Annotated in this window: 13 protein-coding genes; 8 read left to right on the top strand and 5 right to left on the bottom strand. The window is 43.5% G+C overall.

The window, feature by feature from the left end; genetic code table 11:
• Positions 1–26: 26 nt before the first annotated feature.
• Both ACJJI6_RS20905 and ACJJI6_RS20900 read right to left on the bottom strand, forming a co-directional pair.
• On the bottom strand, positions 27–1,415 hold the full coding sequence (locus tag ACJJI6_RS20905; protein WP_475711963.1) for an MFS transporter: 1,389 nt from the start codon (positions 1,413–1,415) through the stop codon (positions 27–29).
• A 585-nt stretch (positions 1,416–2,000) separates the two neighbouring features.
• A complete protein-coding gene (locus tag ACJJI6_RS20900; RefSeq protein ID WP_475711962.1) occupies positions 2,001–2,159 on the bottom strand; it encodes a hypothetical protein in 159 nt (52 codons plus the stop codon).
• A gap of 535 nt (positions 2,160–2,694) precedes the next feature.
• On the opposite strand from ACJJI6_RS20900, the gene ACJJI6_RS20895 reads away from it, so the two are divergent.
• The 7 genes from ACJJI6_RS20895 (at position 2,695) to ACJJI6_RS20865 (ending at position 14,205) form a co-directional block, all read left to right on the top strand.
• On the top strand, positions 2,695–4,038 hold the full coding sequence (locus ACJJI6_RS20895; protein WP_475711961.1) for a hypothetical protein: 1,344 nt from the start codon (positions 2,695–2,697) through the stop codon (positions 4,036–4,038).
• A gap of 583 nt (positions 4,039–4,621) precedes the next feature.
• Entirely contained in the window at positions 4,622–5,917 is a 1,296-nt protein-coding gene (locus tag ACJJI6_RS20890; protein ID WP_475711960.1) for a hypothetical protein, read from the top strand.
• A gap of 590 nt (positions 5,918–6,507) precedes the next feature.
• On the top strand, positions 6,508–7,932 hold the full coding sequence (locus tag ACJJI6_RS20885; protein ID WP_475711959.1) for a hypothetical protein: 1,425 nt from the start codon (positions 6,508–6,510) through the stop codon (positions 7,930–7,932).
• A gap of 476 nt (positions 7,933–8,408) precedes the next feature.
• Positions 8,409–9,713, top strand: a complete 1,305-nt coding sequence (locus ACJJI6_RS20880; RefSeq protein ID WP_475711958.1) for an autotransporter outer membrane beta-barrel domain-containing protein — start codon at positions 8,409–8,411, stop codon at positions 9,711–9,713.
• A gap of 607 nt (positions 9,714–10,320) precedes the next feature.
• Positions 10,321–11,619 (top strand): hypothetical protein, encoded by a 1,299-nt coding sequence (locus ACJJI6_RS20875; RefSeq protein WP_475711957.1) that lies wholly within the window; start codon positions 10,321–10,323, stop codon positions 11,617–11,619.
• Positions 11,620–11,771: 152 nt separating this feature from the next.
• Complete coding sequence (locus tag ACJJI6_RS20870; protein ID WP_475711956.1) at positions 11,772–12,995, top strand: hypothetical protein; 1,224 nt, start codon at positions 11,772–11,774, stop codon at positions 12,993–12,995.
• Between the two features lie 238 nt (positions 12,996–13,233).
• Positions 13,234–14,205, top strand: coding sequence for a NosD domain-containing protein (locus ACJJI6_RS20865; protein ID WP_475711955.1), 972 nt, complete (start codon positions 13,234–13,236; stop codon positions 14,203–14,205).
• A 147-nt stretch (positions 14,206–14,352) separates the two neighbouring features.
• Here ACJJI6_RS20865 and ACJJI6_RS20860 read toward each other — a convergent pair whose 3' ends face one another.
• Positions 14,353–16,791 carry a glycoside hydrolase family 19 protein gene (locus ACJJI6_RS20860; RefSeq protein ID WP_475711954.1) on the bottom strand — a complete coding sequence of 813 codons (2,439 nt, stop codon included), beginning with the start codon at positions 16,789–16,791 and terminating at the stop codon, positions 14,353–14,355.
• Positions 16,792–17,637: 846 nt separating this feature from the next.
• On the opposite strand from ACJJI6_RS20860, the gene ACJJI6_RS20855 reads away from it, so the two are divergent.
• Entirely contained in the window at positions 17,638–18,591 is a 954-nt protein-coding gene (locus ACJJI6_RS20855; RefSeq protein WP_475711953.1) for a hypothetical protein, read from the top strand.
• Between the two features lie 109 nt (positions 18,592–18,700).
• Here ACJJI6_RS20855 and ACJJI6_RS20850 read toward each other — a convergent pair whose 3' ends face one another.
• Positions 18,701–19,207 (bottom strand): hypothetical protein, encoded by a 507-nt coding sequence (locus ACJJI6_RS20850; protein WP_475711952.1) that lies wholly within the window; start codon positions 19,205–19,207, stop codon positions 18,701–18,703.
• Positions 19,208–19,489: 282 nt separating this feature from the next.
• Positions 19,490–20,995, bottom strand: coding sequence for an MFS transporter (locus tag ACJJI6_RS20845; RefSeq protein ID WP_475713474.1), 1,506 nt, complete (start codon positions 20,993–20,995; stop codon positions 19,490–19,492).
• Positions 20,996–21,001 lie beyond the last annotated feature (6 nt).

Genomic DNA, 21,001 nt, shown 5'->3' with positions numbered 1-21,001 from the left:
CTAAGAAAAACCATATTATTTATTGCTCAGATTTTTTCTTTCTGGGAAACATCCCCTTTCACAAACAGCAAACTTACAATCAGTGCTGCAGCAGCCAAACACGCATTAACAGTAAATGCCCGATCAATACCTTCAGATAATTCCGGAGCCATCGCAACAACCGTTGTATTCATCGCCAGACCAATAGCACCGCCGATAATTTGGAACATATAAATTAAGGCCGCCGCCAAGCTTGCCCTGGCAGGCCCCAATACCGTAACCGCAGTAGTTGTTATCGTAGGAAAATATAAGCCTAATCCTATACCGAGAGTGAGCATTCCTGGTACCAGGTGCAGATAGTGATCGTGAACTACTAGACCAGAAAGTAAAAACATACCCAAACCTAAAAAGAGTGCCGCTCCCGCTAAAATTAGGCGAGCCCCCAAAAATTCATACAACCATCCCGCTATATATGAGACTACCGCATAGGTAATCATCACCGGCAATAAACCCGCACCAGACCAAACTGCAGAATAGCTCAACTCCTTAATTAAAAATTGAGGAATATAAAGCAACATAGATACAAAAGTGACCGATAGAAGCAAAGTCACCACACAGATAGAAAAAAAGCGCCAATTAGTAGCTACATCCGGGGGAATAAGTGGGTCAGAGCGAGTATGAGGCTCAACCCAGGCAAATACCAAAAAGAAAATCATCGATGTTACTGAAAGTCCAATCACTAAAGGACTTCTAAATCCTACATCGATAACAAAATCCAGAGATAACATTAAAGCCAAAAGGCTAATTGATAATGAGGCCATCCCCCAATAGTCAACCTTTTCATTACTCTCATCGGGCTTATCATCTTCAATTACTTTCCAACCCACCAACATTGCCGCCAAAGCGATGGGCAAGTTAATAAAAAAAATCCAGCGCCAGCTAAGAAAATCTGTAAAGAAACCACCCAACAGTGGCCCTACAGAGTTCGCAAAGCCACACACCGTCATTATCAAACCGCCTGCCTGACCGGCTCGGTCATCAGGCATAATCTGATAGGTCATACCGAGCACAGCGGGCCACATTAGAGCACCACCAACACCCATTAATGCCCGGCTTCCCAGCAGCATCCATTCGTTGACGGCCAGACCACCCAAAACTGAGAAAAAGACGAAGATTGAGGTTCCAACAAAAAATAGCCGGCGCCGACCAAACATATCCGCCAAGCGCCCGCCAGTAACTATAAAAATCCCGAACACCAATGCATAACCGTTAATCACCCACTGAAGAGTCGAGATATCTGCGTTAAAGTGTTTTTCCATTGCAGGGATAGCGACGGAGAAGGCCGTAAAATCATTGGCCACCAAAAAGACTGCCAACGACAATGCTGTTAAGCCAATAATCTGTGATCGCGATAGCGGGGTCTTTGAGGCTGCCATAAATGCCAAACTTCACACTTTGTAAGTTATGCAATGGATATATAAGCTTGGACCAATGAAGGACCAACTGCAGCGCAAATTATCAGGCAACACCAAGTAACAGCCTAGAACCAATGGGGTTCTCATAAACTTTATTACTAGAATCTCGGTGCTTTTCTCCTATATCCAGAATTACTTTCTTCCGCAATACTCTGATTAGGTCCCAGCTCAGGCATAGACAAGCATTAATGCCAACAACAATGGCTTGATGTCAGTGTAAGTCCGCAGTCTCACTAATCCTCATTCCATGTTAAGCAGATCGATCAACCCAAAAAGCAGTATCCGGTAGCAGAAGTATTTAAAGCTATCAGCCGATGATCAATCAGGATTGATCGACAGGCTTGAGCGGGGCCCCTTCTCCAATTCTTATAAATCAAAAATCAAAGACTGACAGGATTTTCCCATCAAGGTGCTATCTTTAGCCATTACCATTCTCTCGATCAATCATGGCCATCGGGCCCAGGCGAACAGTACTTACTCATCAACCAAGTAAGAACTGGCAACACTGCTACTGAAGATCAAATTGAAAAAACAACCACTAACAACTTAATAAATCAAGCTCAGGTTGGTGACAATAATAACGTTGAAGCAACACAATTTAACGGCAACAACAATTAAATAATGCCCACGCAGGCAGGAATTAACGATAGCATCACCACTACTTAATTTGGTAATAATACCGCGATATCTCTGCAGTAAAGCCATGTGCCAATCTCTAGGAACTTGTATGTTCAGACAGCTATCTCCCAGAATCTATCATCCAACTCTCCTCCCAGCAGCCACATCCTAACACACTGAAAATATCAGATATTTTCCGACTTTAGTCCCAGTATCTCAGTGCTTTTATCTCATTCCCCTAAGGAGTCTCATTGTCAATACTTTTTCCAAGGCTCCAATATCTGAAACGAGCTGGATTTCGACTTTTGGAGAGCCCAATCAAACGGATTACAGAGGAGAAATATCTATGACAAACGGTGAGCACTTATGCCCACCAGAATTTGGAATCATTGAGTCTTTTTTAGAAAGCCGCCAATGATCTTAGCCCCGGCATATCCAAGTACTAATGCCAATGACAATGGCTTGGAGCCAGTGCAAGTAAGCAGTCTCACTACTTCACTCACCATTTAGGGCCGATCAAATCACCCCCCAATGCCCAGCGGACGGTAGAGGCGGAATGTAGTCTCCGTTCGTTTACACCGAGATTGGATATGGATTTCACCTGTGTTGTACAGGAAGTACTGTGGACGTCATCAAAACGCCACAACGAATTGAAGTAAAGGAGTTACTTGTGAAGATCTTACCTATAGCCGTTACCACCCTATCCCTTGCCATCAGTGGTCTGATTCATGCAGATGACAATGAATATATCCTTTATCAAGAGGGTACGGGAAATACCGCAATGGGGGATCAAAGTGATCCCACTATTAGCAATAACCTGATTGAGCAAACCCAGATCGGCGATAATAATATTGCTGAAGCGTCACAATCTAATGGCAATACTAATGGAGTGATCATTCAGTATCAAGAGGGCGATACCAATGATGTTTTTGCCTTTCAGGATGGAACAACTGACTCCAGCGGAATCATGACCATTGTTGGGGATAACAATCAGGGAGCAACCCAGCAAACCTCTACTAGTAATACCACGATGGAGTATACCATCACTGGCTCCAATAATACCGGCGGATCATTTCAAACTTTAACTTCAAACAGCATAATGGAATTCACGATAACAGGAGATAACAATATTGGTAGCTCCTTTCAACAAAACTCTGACTCTGTATCTTTGGTAGTTGATATCAATGGTAACGATAATATTGCATCAACTTTTCAGGAAGATAGTTCCAATACCAGTATTGTAATACAACAAACTGGTGACTCGAATATTGTTAGTGGTTTTGATGATGATGGCAGTGCTGATAATAGCGTTGTGAATATCCAGCAAGGAAACTCAAATACTATCAATTTTGTTCACGATGTAAGCTTTAACCAAAATGATACAATTGAACAATATGGAGACGACAACTTTTCTGGGTCATCTTCAAATAACACCAGTGGTAGTACAAGTTATTTGTTACAGGTAGGCGATCAAAATAACTCCTTTATCCTATATAATGACTCGGCAAATATCACTGCCTCAATCATTCAAGAGGGCTCAAGTAATAATGCTGATACATTATTAAGTCAAGCCTTTGATAGTAATTCCTCAGTGACCCAAACAGGAGATAGCAACGACTCGTTACTTGCTCAAAGTGGGTCTTCTCACTATGCAGAAATCATACAAATCGATGATTTGAATACTATAGACGCTGAACAAAGCAGTTTTGATGCATATCTATACGCGGTGCAAAGTGGTGAAGACAACTTAATTAGCTCCTTGCAAGATGGAGACTCAGAGTCAGCTACTCTGAACCAAACAGGAAGTTTAAATGAAATAGATTTAACTCAGAGTGGACAGCAGGATACCGCTATTTTATCTCAGGATGGCAATAATAATTTCTTGATGGTCACGCAAACAGGCTTCAACGACAGCATTAATGTTACACAGCTTGGTGACAATAACAGCGCAACTTATATGCAGTAAGGTAAATTAGAGGGTCTACATAAATTATGTAGACCCTTGTAAGACTGCCCAATTATTAACGGTAATCTAAGTCATAACAGATATATATTTCTTCTTGGAGCAACTTATCCTTCAGCCTTTATTACTAGTATGTCAGTGCTTTTGTCCTATACACACAATGATGAATACTGCCAATACTAAGTAAGGACATTAACAAACACGATCATTGAGAAATGAGTGTTTGCTGATGTTTTTACAAATCACCTTACGAAGGAGGTAAATTCTCACCTATTAGGTAAATAAATAAGCAGCTAGAGAATCATTGAGTCCTTTTAGAGAAAGCCGCCAATGATCAAAGCCCCGGCATATCCAAGTACTAATGCCAATGACAATGGCTTGGAGCCAGTGCAAGTAAGCAGTCTCACTACTTCACTCACCATTTAGGGCCGATCAAATCACCCCCCAATGCCCAGCGGACGGTAGAGGCGGAATGTAGTCTCCGTTCGTCTACACCGGGATTGGATATGGATTTCACCTGTGTTGTACAGGAAGTACTGTGGACGCCATCAAAGCGCCATAGCGAATTGAAGTAAAGGAGTTACTTGTGAAGATCTTACCTATAGCCGTTACCGCTCTATCCCTTGCCATCAGTGGTCTGGTTCATGCAGACGACAATGAATATATCCTCTATCAGGAAGGTACTGGCAATACCGCCAGCGGGGATCAAAGCGATCCCACCATATTTAACAACCTGATCGATCAAACCCAAATTGGTGATAATAATGATGCTGATGCAGCGCAAACAAACGGTAATACCAATGGAGTGATTATCCAGTACCAAGAGGGAAATAATAATACTTCACTTGCCGATCAAGATGCTACTACCGATTCAACATCAGAAGCATACCTCACTGGTGACGACAACAATTCAGATACCAGTCAGACATCTACCAGTAATAGCACTATAAGCGTCTTTGTAACGGGAAATAGTAATAATGCGGGAGGCACTCAAGATATAACTTCTGACACATCCCTGATTATTACTATAGAAGGGGATAATAATATTGTTAGTCCACTTCAGGAAAATGTATCCAACAGTTTAATGAATTTTACTTTTGTCGGCGATGGTAATATCGGCAGTTCACTCCAGGAGAACTCCGATTCTGCAACACTGATTTCGGAAACTTATGGTGACGATAACGTTGTTACTACTACCCAAGCCGATAGTTCAAGCACTACTGTACTGATTTTCCAAACCGGAAATAGCAACTTAGGCGCCACAGGGGATCAGGATGGCAGCGCCAACAATACAGGTACAATTACACAAGTAGGAAATTCTAATACCGGTGTATTTGCTCGTTTCACAAGCTTTAGTCAAAGCACCACAATCGATCAGTTTGGAGACAGTAACCTTACTGATACTTCTGCCACAGACTCAAGCAATAGCACAGGAATTGTGCTACAACAGGGAGATGGAAATATTAGCGCCACCCTATTACAAACAGTTTCTGATAACAGTTATAACGTCTCCCAAATCGGTGATGGAAACTTCGCATTTCTTACCCAGTCTGGATCAAGTCACACTGCTGAGATCATTCAGATGAGTGATTTAAATGAGATAAATGCAGATCAACAAAGCTTTGATAACGACCTTTACTCCCTGCAAAACGGTGAGGACAACCTGATCAATTCACTGCAGGATGGGGATAGTGAAATGGCAACACTAAGCCAAGCAGGCACCCTGAATGAAATAGACCTTATCCAAAGCGGACAGCAGGATATTGCCACCCTATCTCAGGATGGTAACAACAACTTCCTGAGTGTCACTCAAACAGGATTTAGCGATAGCATCAATGTTACCCAGCTGGGTGACAATAATAGCGCCACTTTTACACAGTAAATAGTTGATAGGAGTCCGTATACCCATATATGGACTCCTCCTAACCATACATCTTCTATCCACTATCAAATATCAAATATCAAATATCAAATATCAAATATCAAATATCAATATAACTCTGCAATGAAAATACTGATTAAATCAGACTTTTTTACTAGCATCTCAGTGCTTTTATCTCATACCAATTACCTTATTTATTAATAATACTAAAAGCGATACCGTAAGTAGGGGGTCATTTATCACTTCACTACAGATTGACCGACCAACAAACCAAATAGGAGCAAATTAAATGAATAGTAAAATCAACCAATACAGGTGAAAAATTTGGAATAAATATTTCACATCAATCGAAGCAAAAATGAATATAGCCTCGGCATCTCCAAGCATTAATGCCAAAAAATGGCTTGGGATCAGTACAAGCAAGCATTATCACTACTTCTCTCATCATTTAGGGCCCTTAAGCTTCTTACCTAGCGCTCATTAAAAATTAACTGAGCTACAGAAGTTTCATTCGTTAATTACCTTTATAGAAGCAAGAGATCTATCGATCTTAACACCATCCATAAATCATTAAATGAAAGGAATCATTTATGAAAACATCAGTCTTTGCAATCACTGCCTTAGCGTTAGCCATTTCCGGTATTGCATACGGTGACAATACTTATATTGTCAATCAAGAGGGAACCGGAAATATGGCCATGGGAGACCAAACTGGTGCCACTGATAGTTTAATCACGCAGACTCAGATTGGCGACAATAACGATGCTGAAGCAACACAATTCAATGCCAACAGCAATGGAACTATTATTCAAATACAACAGGGAAACAACAATTTTGCGAATAGTGAACAAGACGGAAGCAGTAATTCTTCAGCAGTAATTACTTTAATAGGAGACAATAACGGAACGGGAACGGACCAAATATCAACCAGCAATAGTGTAATGCAAGAGACATTTATCGGTACCGATAATTTTGGCGGCTCAAGGCAGGAAGGCACTACTAGTACAACTATGATAAATACCCTTATGGGTACAAATAATGGTAGTGGCTCTATTCAGGAAAATACAACGAGTACCTTAATGAGTTTTACCATTATGGGAACTGACAATATAGGTAGTTCCTTACAGGAAAATACTTCCAATACTTCAATGATTTACACTATTAGCGGTACAAGTAGTGTTGGCAGTTCACTGCAAAGAGACTCTACCAATAGCTCGATGCAATTTACCATGATTGGCACCGATAATATTGGTTCATCGGGACAGACCAATATGGATGAAGCATTTCTGAACGTAGTTTCTATTGGCGACAGAAACGTCGGCACATCGGGTCAAACGGATAGCTTCAATAGCAGTATCAGTGTTTTTCAAATGGGTGACGATAATACCGGCGGAGGGGTAGATAATGATGGCAGCTCAAACACTTCTGTCCAATTAACACAGATCGGCAATTTCAATTCAGGGTTTACCGTACGAGGACAAAGTTCTGATCAATTTACCACAGTTGAGCAATATGGAAATGACAATTCCTTTAGCTCCTCAGATGACAATGCTAATAACAGTGTCGGCTCCAACCTACAACAAGGTGATAGCAATGACATTTTTGTTAGCCTGCAATCGGTATCTGATAATAACTACTCCATCAGCCAAATTGGTAATGGCAATGATGTGGAATTGACACAGACTGGCTCCAACCACTCGGCTGAGATAATTCAAATGAGTGAATTAAACACAATAAATGCGGAGCAAACCAACTTCAATGCCGACCTTTACGCCTCACAAGATGGCGAGGACAACTTGATTAATTCCCTCCAAGACGGAGACAGTATTTCAGCCACTCTTAACCAGAGCGGCAATCTCAACGAAATAGACCTGACTCAGAGTGGAACTTCAGATATTGCTACATTGTCTCAGGATGGCAATAGCAATTTCCTAATGGTAACACAGACCGGCTTTAGCGACACGATCAGTGTCACCCAATTAGGTGACAACAACAGCGCTACTTATATGCAGTAAAAAAGCCAAGGGCCTTGCAAACCTCTTTGCAGGCCCTATCAGACCTTATTAGACTTTCAAATACTGACAAGACAGTTTTGAAATTAGCGGCTTAAGTTTTTCTTACTACTTTCTCAGTGCTTTTATCCTATATACATCTCACCGCTCATTGACAATAATTTTTTGGGACAATTTAAAGGTAGATATCAGCAACAAACATTTCAATTGTCGCTATTGCTTTATGAGTGCAGTACATCATTGGCTTTAATTTAGTACAAAGCAGTACAGTGTACGTTTGGAGATTCTAAGCTTTATCCCAAATAAACGAAGAGTCCCCCTGGCATAGTCAAGTTTTAATGCCAAAAATATGGTTTAAAGCCAATACAAAAAGGCAGCACCAACGATGATTTTAAGTTTAGCTTTAACAATGAGCTATAAATCCAAGTCACCCACTAAACCAAACCTCAGTCACAACGTAGTTTGAAAGGAACTCAACAATGAAATTCAAAGCCACAATTGCCGGATTATCCACCCTTGCTGTGATACAGCTAGCACAAGCGAGCAACACCTACATAGTCAATCAAAATGGTAACAATAACACTGCCATGGGGGATCAAAGTGATCCCACCGTTGCCAACAACCTAATTGTGCAAACCCAAAATGGTGATAATAATACAGCTGAGGCAGAACAAATCATAAATAGCAATAATGCAGTGATCAGTCAGACTCAAATTGGAGATGGAAACTTAGCCACAGCAAGCCAGGAAAATAGCACCAATACAATCTACTCAGTCATACAGATAGGTAACAATAACGAAGTTGATTCCTTTATGCAAAATGATACCGCGAGCACCAATTTCATTTTTCAAAGTGGTGAATTGAATTTCACCTCTACCAATAATTTTAATTCCATGTCTAATATTACCAATGTTATACAGATAGGAACAGACAATGAAACTTTTACTGCTCATGCCTTCAATTCAAGTAACAATTCAATATTTGTAAACCAAAGCGGATCTCAAAATACGAGTTCTCCAGGCGCAAGTTTCGATGCGGAGAACAACAGTATTGTCATCTTACAGGATGGATCGCTGAACAATGGGGGAGTTGGGCAAGTTAGTGGCTCTCAATTTATGACGAGTACGGTCATTCAAAGTGGCGATGATAATCTAGGGGGAGCCAGTAATTTAAATAGTAGCTTCGGCAGTACCTTTTCTAATCAAGTGGGAAGTTTAAATTTAGGAAGTTCAAGCCAAATTGATAGCACACAGAGCCATACATTTATCCAGCAAACAGGTACTGATAACTTAGGTAGTATATCGATAGGATCTAGCAACAATGTTAGCGCTTCCATCATACAAATAGGCGACCAAAACATAGTTAGTGGCTCAGGCCACTCCTCCAGTAGCAATGGTACTGTAGAGGTCGCTCAAATAGGTACCGCGAATGAAGCAATTGCCTTCCAAATTATGAGCGACTTGGGAGTATTAACTCTTTCTCAAAATGGTGAACAAAATATGGCCCTGGCAGGGCAAACTGGTGTATCTAACGTCCTTCTTGGTGCTCAAACAGGAACACAAAATACACTTTCCATCATTCAGAATGGCGACTCAATTTCTGCCGATACCAATCAGAGTGGCACACTCAATGAAATTGACCTTGAACAAAATGAAATGAGTAGTGTGGCCACACTTTCACAAAATGGCAATAATAATTTCCTACAAGCTATGCAGGCAAACCCTTCAGCCTCAGCTACTGTGACGCAGTTTGGTGATAACAATAGTGGGAACATAATACAATAGCTTACGCCTGTATTACCACAGACGTAATATCTGGTACAAAACCTGTCACGTATAACTTGAGATGCACTGATAAATTAGCAGGCTTTGAATATTTCAAATTTTAGCCCTACCGCTATATTCGGTGCATCCCTTAACTTGCGACTCCAAAGGAATTATCTTACATGTAATAATCATAATAATGACTATATCCAAATATTTTACTTACAACCCTTGCCTAGCAACCTAGAATAATAATTCGTTTCTTTGTTATTAATTGGTTTCTACGATAGTAGTTCACTTCAGATACCTGACGGCATATATAACCATTACTATAAAAAATCGATTTTCAGACATTCATCTCATTTCTCGTCAGTAATATTTCCATATAGATAGATTAAATTGCTGACAAACAAGGAAAATCACCACTTTATTCTTATCTTTGCCAAACTTAATTCCTATAGTTGCCTATCACTTTATCAGCAAAAATAGTATTAAAGGCACCTGGCACCACCAATTACTGGCAGCTCAAATCAGTAAAGGAGTTATCCGCTATAGGTCAATTTCCATTCTATCCAGATCACTTAAGATAGTGGTCAATCATTGAGATTTTGCAGTCAAGGAGTAATTCATGAAAATCTCTTCTTTTCTTGCCTCTTCGCTGACACTGACGTTAAGCAGCTTTGCTGCGGCTGATGACAACTCTGTTATTCAACGACAGATAGGTATTGGCAATACAGCCAATGCAGATAACTCAGACAGCGAAGTCAGCAATAGCCTGATTAGTCAGACCCAAATTGGTTTCGATAATAATGCAGATGCTGAACAGGGCGATATTGTTTCCAACAGCACTATTATTCAAATACAAGTGGGATCAAGCAATTCAGTAGAGGCAATTCAAGAGAACAGTACCGATGAGTCAACAATCAGTCAAACTCAACTTGGGCAGAATAACAACAGTTTGGTATCCCAGTCCAATAGCTCAGCCAGTAGCCAAGTGACTTTTCAAGTGGGAGATAGCCATGATATTGAAACAGAGCAGGAAGTTGTCGCCAGTAGTTTGGTGGAAATTTACCAATTTGGACAATCCAATTCGGCTACTTCACAACAAGTAAATACCGACTCAACAACACAACTGAATTTTCAAGATGGCAACCAGAATTTCACCGTTAACTTTCAAAGAAATACCACTGGTTCGAGAAGTTCCATTATTCAGTTTGGAACTTCGAACGGCGGCCAGATTAGGCAGTTTGATAGTACAGATAGTAGCAGTAATCTACTGCAAAACGGCACCAGCAATAACAGCCAACTGGGCCAGGTAGACAGTATTTCCGTAGTGGCATCAGCGGCGCAGACAGGAAGTCTTAACTTTGCAAATATTATTCAGGGAGATGCCGATTCAGATACCGCGCGAATTTTTCAGGACGGCACCCAAAACTCTGTGCAACTGCTCCAGCTCGTCACACGATCCAACAACGCCTTCTTCTCTCAGGTGGGCACTCAGAATACCGCTTTTCCCGTGCAGAATTTCTCTGAAGATAGCTCAATGACGGTGATACAAACTGGTTTCGGCAATAGTGTTGATACTGCCAATCAAACCACCTTGGGTGGCAATATCTTAATTGTCCAACTGGACAGCGAAAATGCATCGGAGACGGTCCAGTCTGGAATAAATATTGATTTTTCTTCTACACAGATCGGTGCAAATAATTACGTTACATCACAACAGGACGGGGTCTTACTGAGCACAGCTGTAACACAAATTGGCAGTACCAATGAGGCGGATATTACCCAAACAGGTTTGGGTAATTCCCTGACATTAATCCAGATTGGGGATGGTCATTCTAAGGAGGTTTCACAAAGCGGCGCAAACCAAACCTCATTTACACTGCAAATTGGTAATGCCAACTTTGCCAGTGTACAGCAATAGTTATATTCAAAACTCATAGGATTAGGTTCAGCTGGCAGTATCGTTCGTCAGCAGAGCCTCAAGTAGATGTCAATAGATAATTATATTTACAGGGAGGAAGCAGTAACTGAACGGACGATGATTTAGGGATTTTTAGTTTAAAGGAGTAACTTATGAAAATCTCACCGCTCATTTTTAGCTCACTAGCACTGGCAATTAGTAATCTGGCTTTTGCCGAAAACAATTTTGTAATTCAAAATCAAATCGGCACCAACAATACAGCCACCGCCAACAATGCAGATTCAGATGTCAACAACAGTCTGATAGTGCAGACCCAAATTGGTGTGAACAATAGTGTGGATGCCTTGCAAATTGATGGCACAACTAATAGTGTCATTACGCAATCCCAACTAGGCGTCGCTAATGATAGCGAAACTTCTCAGGAGCTTGTAGAAAACGGACAACTAAGCACCTCTCAAACCGGGGACAGTAATACTGTCATTGCCGGGCAAGGTAGTTCTACGGATGCAGTAATCTCGGTCAATCAAATCGGCGCATCGAATACCGCTACCTCTCAACAGGTTGTGACCTCTTCAATCTCATCACTCACCACTCAAGTGGGAGAACAAAACTCTGCGGAAATTTACCAGGAGAATATAAGCTCTGCTAGTGGCACACTCCAACAATTTGGAGTGTCAAATACGGGGAATATTCTGCAACTCTTAGGGTCAGGTAGCACTGGAACCCTACTTCAGGTCGGTTCATTAAATACAGGCCGCATTGACCAAATTGACAGCGACTCCGCTCAAGGATCTATCACACAAATTGGAGGTAATAACTACGCAAAGATCTCTCAGCTGGATGCCAATTCTGATAGTGCAGAAGTATTACAAACTGGCACTCAGAACTCCGCTGAAACTACCCAGACTATTAGTAACTCTAATAGTGTATTTATTGCCCAGCTAGGAACCTTAAATACAGCGACTACTAACCAAAATCTATCTGAAGATGGCTCCCTAATCATTACCCAAGGCGGTTCAGGAAATAGTGTTGAGGCCGACCAAAATACACTGATTAGTAGTGGTGATTTTGCTCAGCTCGGAAGCCAAAATGCAGTGGATACTGATCAGTTAGGGCTTGATGTACACTTGCTGGTTGCACAGATCGGAACAGCTAATACCGTCAGCCTACAGCAGGATGGCACTATTCTCAGTGCAGATGTTGCCCAAATTGGCAATTCCAATGAAGCAGTGATCTCACAAAGTGGCCTGAATAACTCCCTCACACTCCTACAAATTGGCGAAGGGCATTACAAGGAGATATCACAATCTGGTGAAGGTCATTCCTCTTTCACGATCCAAATCGGCAGCGCCAACTTTGCCCAGGTCACACAGTAGGAATAAACCGGCACCCCTATTTTTAATCAGCCCTTGAATATTTTGCAATACCATGCCGCCAATATCCTTTGCGATATTCGGCGGCATTGTAGTTTATTAGTCCTGTTGCATATTTCCACCTTATACGCAAGGCGCAGTCACGATACCACAGAGTAAAAAGAGTAATCTGCACGTATAAAAACAGCCGATCCAGGAAGTTCTGAGCCACTAATTATTCCTCCCTGTTTGGCTGGAATCTATGCAAACATCAATAACATGCACCCATTTCCCACGCCTGATCTCCGTCACCTATTACCTCACCCCCCAATCAATCATATCTATATTTTTCTCAGAAGATCCGCTCAAAGGATCTCTTTTAAGTGCCACCTTAAAGCAACTGACAGAGAAAAACCCCATGCAGGCAGGAAAATATTTCCCGTTAATTTTTGCATCCGTGCTTTTACCAGCCCTATCTTTTGCTGACGTTCAGTGCGGCGATACCATTACCACCGCTGAAATAATGACTGAAGACATATTATTCTGCACTGCTATGCCGCCAATCACCATATCCGGTCCTAGCGGCAATCTGGATATGAACGGGTTTACCGTGCACTGTGCCGAACTTCCCGTGCTAAATACTGGCATTATTTTATCTGGTCAGGGGGCTTTTCTCTCAAACGGGACTATTGAAAATTGTTATACCGGCGTCAGCGCAGAGGACTCGGGATTTCATGGAATTTACAATATCCTAGTGCAAACTAACGAAATAGGTATTTCCCTAACCAGCAATAACAACTTTGTTAGCAGTTCGACAATTTCTTTAAATACCGAAATGGGTATCTCTTCCGATGGGGATTTTAACAGCATACTTTCAAATGAAATTGTAAATAACGAGAGGGACTCTATTGTTATCCAAGGGGACTATGCACTCGTTTCGCAAAACACCATAGAGCCAGTAACTGGAAGTTTCGTAACAGGAGAGAATGGTATCGTTATCGGAAGCTCGTCCGGGGGTATTATTACGCAAAATACCGTTTTAAATATTATGTTTAGCGGCATATTGATGCAGGAGTTTGCGCAAACCAATTACCTTATCACTGGCAACAGAGTTGATGCGGGCGGCTTCGGCGTTGGCTTCGACCTTAATGACGCCAATGCCGATGCCTGTACGTCTTCCAATACATGGATCTCTAACACTTTTACAACTGCTAACCCCAGCTGCCTGGATTAAATTTTTGTCTAACAGGAATGTATATGCCTGTAGATAGGTTTAGAGAAAGATAACACCGAAGGAAAGGCAATAAAAAAGTGACCTGGCTGCGGGGGAGAACCAAGTCACTGAAAAAGTTTGGGTGGGGGCTATTCAGCCCCCTGGTTTTTAGTCTTGGTAATCGATGGTCATGTCAAAGTTGCCTTCAACACACTTGGCATAGTCGCCCTCATTCAGTGCTGAGTAGGCAGTCTGGTAATTCACCAACTGACATGCGTAGCTCTCATTATTTGGGGTATCCGCAGACCATCCCCAATCTTTATCCCAGTAAATATCCAGGGAGGCTGCACCACCAGTCTGGAACTGCCCCATATTGGCACAACCGAGCTCTTCATCTGCCGGAATTTCTACACCGAAGTATTCCGCTGTGCTCTGGTAGTACTCGATCCGATACTGTGAGCGGTAGTCTTCAGTACCAGAACTACATTCGATCGCCCCATTAATAATATTGGTGGTAACACCGAATCCAGAAGTCAGGTTATTGGCCAGATCCACACTGTTCGGTTCCCAGGTGCCATCAATTACATGCAATATGCTTGGCTTGGGTGGCTGTGGGTAGACGAAGAAGAAGATGGAGCTCGCCAGGTTCAACCAGGTATCCGCTACCAATTCCGGTGCTTCCAGCAGGGTGTAAATATCACCGTACATCGCCTGGGAGAAGGGACCGTAGTTATAGTTCCAGCTCAACTGCTTAGCGCCGCGGCCGAAGTAACTCTTGTAGCCACCATCACTATTGATCGCACAGGGCCATGCTTCTGCTGCCCAGCTGCTGCTGGCATCACAGGCGCCGTAGCCGCCGGAAGTATCTTCAGTCCAGCCAATTTCCCGCAACCAGTACAGGCCTTGGCGCCATTCCGGCACTTCCCAACCTGTCGCGTGGGCACCGGTTTCCTGGGCGTAGTGTGCAAACATTACGGCCATCGACTTGCGACAGATCGCTTCGGCATCGCGACCATCGGTATAGTCACCACAGAAAGCTGGGAACTTGGCTACGGCTCGGAGGAAATTGGTGTAGGTGTACTCTTCCGCTCTGAGGGCGAAAAGGTAATCCCAATCTTCTTCAGACAGGATGCTTTCAACGCGGAGGACGTTTTCAGGGTTTGCACTGCGGCCAGGTTGCACCGCCTCAACCACGGCATTGTCCCGGGTTTCGACGGTATTCTTTACTTCCTGAAGCAGGGAATCACTGCTGGTAATCGACTCTTCCGCAGCTTCCAGTTCGCTGATGCCCATCACATAGCCATCAGCTGCGGCACAGCCATCCTGGCTAATGGAGACCTCGTCCACATCACTGGCTTGAGTGGAGTCAGAAGCCGTCAGCTGGAAGGTGTAGGTTACATCGCTGTATACCTCAGACAGGGTCACTGAGGTAGCGCTGCCGGTATAGTTGGTCATCTTTACAACCGGGCCACTGGTTTGGCTCCAGATGTAAGAGATATCGCTGCCACCGGTACTACCTGAGCCATCCAGATTAACCGTTCCACTACAGCCTACATTGATACTTGAGGCCGAGATATTTGCGGTTACTGAGCTTTCAGAACCATCGGTATTATCATCATCGTCTTCATCGGTATCGTCCACAGCGAGGTTTTGCACGGTTACCTGTGCTTCTTCAGTAGTGTCACCATCACTGACGATCAGGCTAAAGACATAGCTCACATCAAAGGTGCTTGAAGGTAGGGTAACAGTGGTGGATGCGCTGGTCGCAGAGGCAATATCTGCTTCAGGAGAGGCCGGGGATAATTGAGCCCAGCTGTAAGACAAGTTGCCGTCGCCACCGGAGGCACTGGCATCAAGTGTTACAGTACCACCACCGGTAATTTGTGACTGCGACACTGAAGCACTGATCGTAATGGGAGTGCTGTCAGAATTATCGTTGCCATCGCCGCTGTTGTCGTTATCATCGTTGCCACTGCCGCTATCATCGCCACCGGTGCCGGTGTCGTCATCGGAGCCGCCATCACTGGAGCAACCATCCGCTTCCTTAAGAAGCCAAGGGGAACCCCAGGTATTTTCAGCCGTTAATGCATCGGTGGGGTGGTCGTCACCATTAGCCCACCACTGGGCAACAAATAGGTCGCCGTCGTAACAAACTTCTTCGCCTTTGCGATAGTTTTGACCGGAAATATAAGTATCGGAGTCATCGGAGCCACCAGTGCCACCACCACTGCCGGAACCTGTATCATCATTGTTACCAGAATCCGTATCTCCGTTATTTCCGGTACCGGTATCAGTATCATCATCAGAATCGGTGTTATCACCATCACCGGAATTGGAGTCATCGCCACCATCGGTATCGCATGCACCTGACTCTTCCAAGATCCAGGGGGAGTCCCAGCGGTTTTCTGCTGTCAGGGCATCCGAGGGAATTTGAGAAGCTGTTGCCCACCATTGAGCTTTATACAGGTTTCCCCCGTAGCAAACCTGGCTGCCACCGGAATAACTCTGCCCCGCAACGTAGTCGTCGGCGGGTTGTGCCGCACTCAAACCTTGAGCGCCCAGCATCAGCGCCGATGCTATGGCTGTGCGAATAAAAATATGGCTCATAGAATCTCCAATTGTCGTTTTTAGGGTTCTATTTAAAGTTTTACGCGATGAGGCAAATACCAAACTGCCAGGTATTATTTGCAAAAATAGAGATCAAGAGCTTGTGTGAATAACGTATAACGGAAGGCATTAATAAATAGAGCAGACATTCTTGGCATAAATATTTTTACACTGCCAGGATGCTCTAAATTGAAAGGAACCCACTTCCCTTCCCCGTTTTTATTTACTCAACTGGGTGCAACTGCCCCTGCACCTTTAATAATTATCACAAACACTTACTTTATTTCTGTACGCTGTTCAAATAGCCCCATACGTACTCAGCAGTTTCGATAAATAGCAAACGGAATGGTTCCAGATTTAAACAGAATATTTCGTGACCATATCGACACAGGTCGCGTGCGCCAGTGAACAAATGTCTAAATTCAAGATCAAAGGTACACAAAAAGCGGTAATTGTAGGTTTTTAAATCTACATAAAACCATAAAAGAGAAAAACTTTACCAATAACAATACAGGGTCAAAATATAGGGATAATTACCTAGCCAACAGACACCGATAGAAAAGCTCATGGCGCTTTACATCGTCTAAGTGAGAAAAAGTTCCCAGTCTAACCAGGAACCACCACTGATAAATGCAGTTTTTCACAATTCATGTCTCTTTCGTCAGTGACTTTTCTCTCAAAATAAAAGTACTTCTGGCCCATAGTATTTCCCTTACTCCATGGCGACACTTTAGATCGGCAATATCAGCAGTAATAAGCCGCAAATGACAGTCATTTATCCTTTGGCTAGCACCCCGTGCCCCAAACAGGAAAGAGCTCAGATTAGTTCAACAAAGGGAGATCTTTGTGAAGCCTTACCCTATCCTTTTTTTATCCACAATTCTGTTGTTAGGTACTATTAGCCACGCGGACACAAGTATTACCACTGTAGAGCAATACGGCGATGGCAATCTGGCAACAGCCGATCAAGCTGACCCAACCATTGAAAATAACTTAATAGAACAAAGGCAAGCGGGTAGTTTCAATTCTGCCGAAGCGATGCAATCTGTGAATTCATCCTTGGGCTACATACTTCAAATGCAAACTGGAGACAGTAACAGCGCCATCGCCAGTCAAGAAGAAAGCACTTCAACTACGGTGCAAATTGCGCAGTTGGGTGATAATCAGACCGCACTCAGTACCCAGATACTTACCACTACGACTAATGGGGAAATCTATCAGGAGGGGCTATTGAATGACGGTGAACTCTTCCAAAGTGACTCCACTGGCAATACAGGCTACTTGTTCCAATCTGGACAAAGTAATATGGGGTTTGTCCGCGCCACGAGTGGTGATTTCCACTCAGGCTCACTTCTCCAAACAGGAACGCTGAATGATGGTGTCCTAATTCAATTACGCGGTACCTTCTATACCTCTACCGTGACACAAAACGGAACAGGAAATGAGGCGACCAGCTTGCAGAACTTTGGCGAGTCCCTTACTAGTGAAGTCACCCAATTAGGTGATGGCAACAATGCCACTCTCTGGCAAATATTCAATGAAAACAGCTACGCCCAAACAAGTCAGATCGGGTCAGACAATATCTCTTCCTCTCGACAAGAAGGTGAACTCATGAGCATCACCACCACACAGGAAGGTATGTTTAATGAGGCTTTTGCATTTCAGGAGGGCACTTCGAGTTTCGCCTTATCTCAACAAAATGGGCTGGATAATTTTATTGATATTTCACAGAGTGAAGTCAATGGAAATATATCAGCCAGTCAAGTGGGCAATGGCAATATCGGGATGATATCCCAATAATAGAGATTACGATTTTTAATCGAGAGTTTTGATTGTACTGGGCTTAGGAACCGTCCAATCGATAATTGCCCGTTAGCAACTCGCCAGCGGGCAATTGTTAAACTCTTGCTTAAGATGCAAACACCCTAAGACGTCCCTGGCGCTTCTCCTCGCTAAAGTCACAGCTGGTCAATCTAAACATCAACACATAGTCGGAAAGGCAACGAGTATCGTGAATATCCCCTGGTAAGAACGCACTACAGTCACCGGGCTTCATTTGATAACAGCCCCGGCTCACCAGTTGTTCACCATCGTCTTGATTGAGCAAACCATAGGTAGACATCTCCACTTCACCATGTTGCACCGCGTAAAATACCCAGCCATTGCCATGATTATGTGGTGGACGATAGAGCCCACGAGGCTCCACATGAGCCAGTAAGATAAAACCCTTATCTTCGTCACGGTATAACTCTACACTGGGTTCTTGGCGACTGTGTAGATCAGCCAACCATGCTTCATCAGAATTTGATGACGCCAATTTTCCCAGGGCCTCTCGACATCTCACAATCGATGAAGTATCAAGTCCCTGCCAATTCGCTTTAAGTGCTTCAACACACTGTCTCAAAGAATCCGTCACTGATTGGTCCTCCTAAAGCTCTCTCGATATCTTGTTGAAAATTACTGCGAATCCACAAACTCAAGATACAACTTGAAGCCAGCTTTAAGTCAACCAGATCTGTGCCTGAATTTTTAGCTATTGAGGTAGTGGGTGAAGTGTAAAAGCGCTGGACTGGAAAATAGGAATAAATCAGGGAGTAGAGATGGGTATTAATAGCTCCAGCAGCTATTAATACCCGCGAGTGCTCACTAAAACGAAGCACTCGCTAATGGGTTTACTTTATAGCTCTGGAGGTAATCTTTATTTTTGCGCTTTGGAAGCAAGCTTGCTGGCAAGAATAGACACCACCTGTATTGTTAATGCGGTTAACAAGAACACTGATGCCAGGCGATAAACGGCATTGAGACCATCCGCTATCTGCGAAGGGGTCATGTCTTGCAGGGGCTGGCTGGGTACAAGCCCTACAAAAATCACACTCATCACTGAAGCTCCGGTCAATAAACCCAATCCTCGTGAAAGGCTGAGAAACCCGGAAATACGCCCACGAACTTCGGCCCGGGCGCTATTCATGGTCATGGTATTAACTGTCGACAGGTAGGTTCCGTAACCCATTGCCATAGTGACGGAAAAAATCAGATAGCCTACCAAGCCCTGCTCCACCCTGAGCAGCCCCATTCCCATGGCTCCACAAAGCAAAATTAACAGACCCAGTAATACGATACCTCGACTATTGAATCGATCCACGGCTCGACCGGCAAGATTTGAACAAGCAGCCACCATAAATGATCCGGTTGTCATCACCAGCCCTGCGATAAAAAGGTCCAGATCCAGTGCCAGGGTCAAATAAAAAGGCCCTACAATCAGGCTACTCATTACCGATGAAGCCACCAAAAAGTTTCCGGCCACATTCGCCAAGAATGTCTGCTTTCCAGAAGATTCCGTAAATCCTTCACGCAAGGGTTGTACTTTCTGCCTAACGTAAAACAACCCCACACCAAATATCACCGATAGAGCGATAGCAATTCCATTAACTGCGGAATATCCCTCTCCCAATGGCTTAATCGCCAGGGTATAAAAAACAATGTTAAAGAACAGGAATGCTGCGGCCAGGTAGCGTTTGAGTCGACTTCTGCCATCAACAACTTCGCTGACTATGTTTTCCGGCAGAGTTCGATATGCGAGAAAGAACACCCCCAATCCCACCGGCACTACCAACCAAAAGATGGCCTGCCAATTCAGGTTTTCGACAATCAAGCCGCCCACAATAGGGCCCATGCCAGTCCCAACCGCAGACAGGCTGCCCAGTAATCCAATTATCTTTCCCGTTTCACTTTTATCGAAAACGTCGCTGGCAATAGCCATAGACACAGCCACGAACATCGCCGCACCGACCCCTTGTATTGCGCGGAAAAAAACCAGAGTCCAAACATTAAAAGACAGTGCACAAAGTAATGTCGATAAGGTGAATATCAATCCGCCACTTAGAAACAATTTCCTGCGACCCAGCTTGTCACTGAGGCTTCCGGCAATAGGCAGGGTCGCAGTCATACACATCATGTAGGCCACGGTAATCCACTGAGTATTACTGAAGGAAGCCCCCAAGCTTTCGATTAATACGGGCAGCGCCATATTAATTGCACTGACTCCCAAGGCTGCGAGCAAGGTCGCCAAACACAAGGTGACCAGGACTCCTCTTTTGGAAACCTGAGCAGCCTCTTGGGAAATTGGGTCTTCGGAATAACTTTTCGCGGTGTGCATAAGCTGAACTTTGACTTGCCAGTAATGACGCGTGAAACTAGCATACAACTTCAA

It is taken from the genome of Microbulbifer maximicatervae (SeqCode), assembly GCF_056232625.1.
This window is presented reverse-complemented; position numbering and strand designations above follow the sequence as displayed.

What these genes read in the sequence shown, in the direction of transcription:
- ACJJI6_RS20900 (WP_475711962.1), bottom strand. Translation starts at nt 2,159, where the DNA reads ATGGCTTTACTGCAGAGATATCGCGGTATTATTACCAAATTAAGTAGT.
- ACJJI6_RS20880 (WP_475711958.1), top strand. Translation starts at nt 8,409, where the DNA reads ATGAAATTCAAAGCCACAATTGCCGGATTATCCACCCTTGCTGTGATA.
- ACJJI6_RS20885 (WP_475711959.1), top strand. Translation starts at nt 6,508, where the DNA reads ATGAAAACATCAGTCTTTGCAATCACTGCCTTAGCGTTAGCCATTTCC.
- ACJJI6_RS20875 (WP_475711957.1), top strand. Translation starts at nt 10,321, where the DNA reads ATGAAAATCTCTTCTTTTCTTGCCTCTTCGCTGACACTGACGTTAAGC.
- ACJJI6_RS20870 (WP_475711956.1), top strand. Translation starts at nt 11,772, where the DNA reads ATGAAAATCTCACCGCTCATTTTTAGCTCACTAGCACTGGCAATTAGT.
- ACJJI6_RS20860 (WP_475711954.1), bottom strand. Translation starts at nt 16,791, where the DNA reads ATGAGCCATATTTTTATTCGCACAGCCATAGCATCGGCGCTGATGCTG.
- ACJJI6_RS20865 (WP_475711955.1), top strand. Translation starts at nt 13,234, where the DNA reads ATGCAAACATCAATAACATGCACCCATTTCCCACGCCTGATCTCCGTC.
- ACJJI6_RS20905 (WP_475711963.1), bottom strand. Translation starts at nt 1,415, where the DNA reads ATGGCAGCCTCAAAGACCCCGCTATCGCGATCACAGATTATTGGCTTA.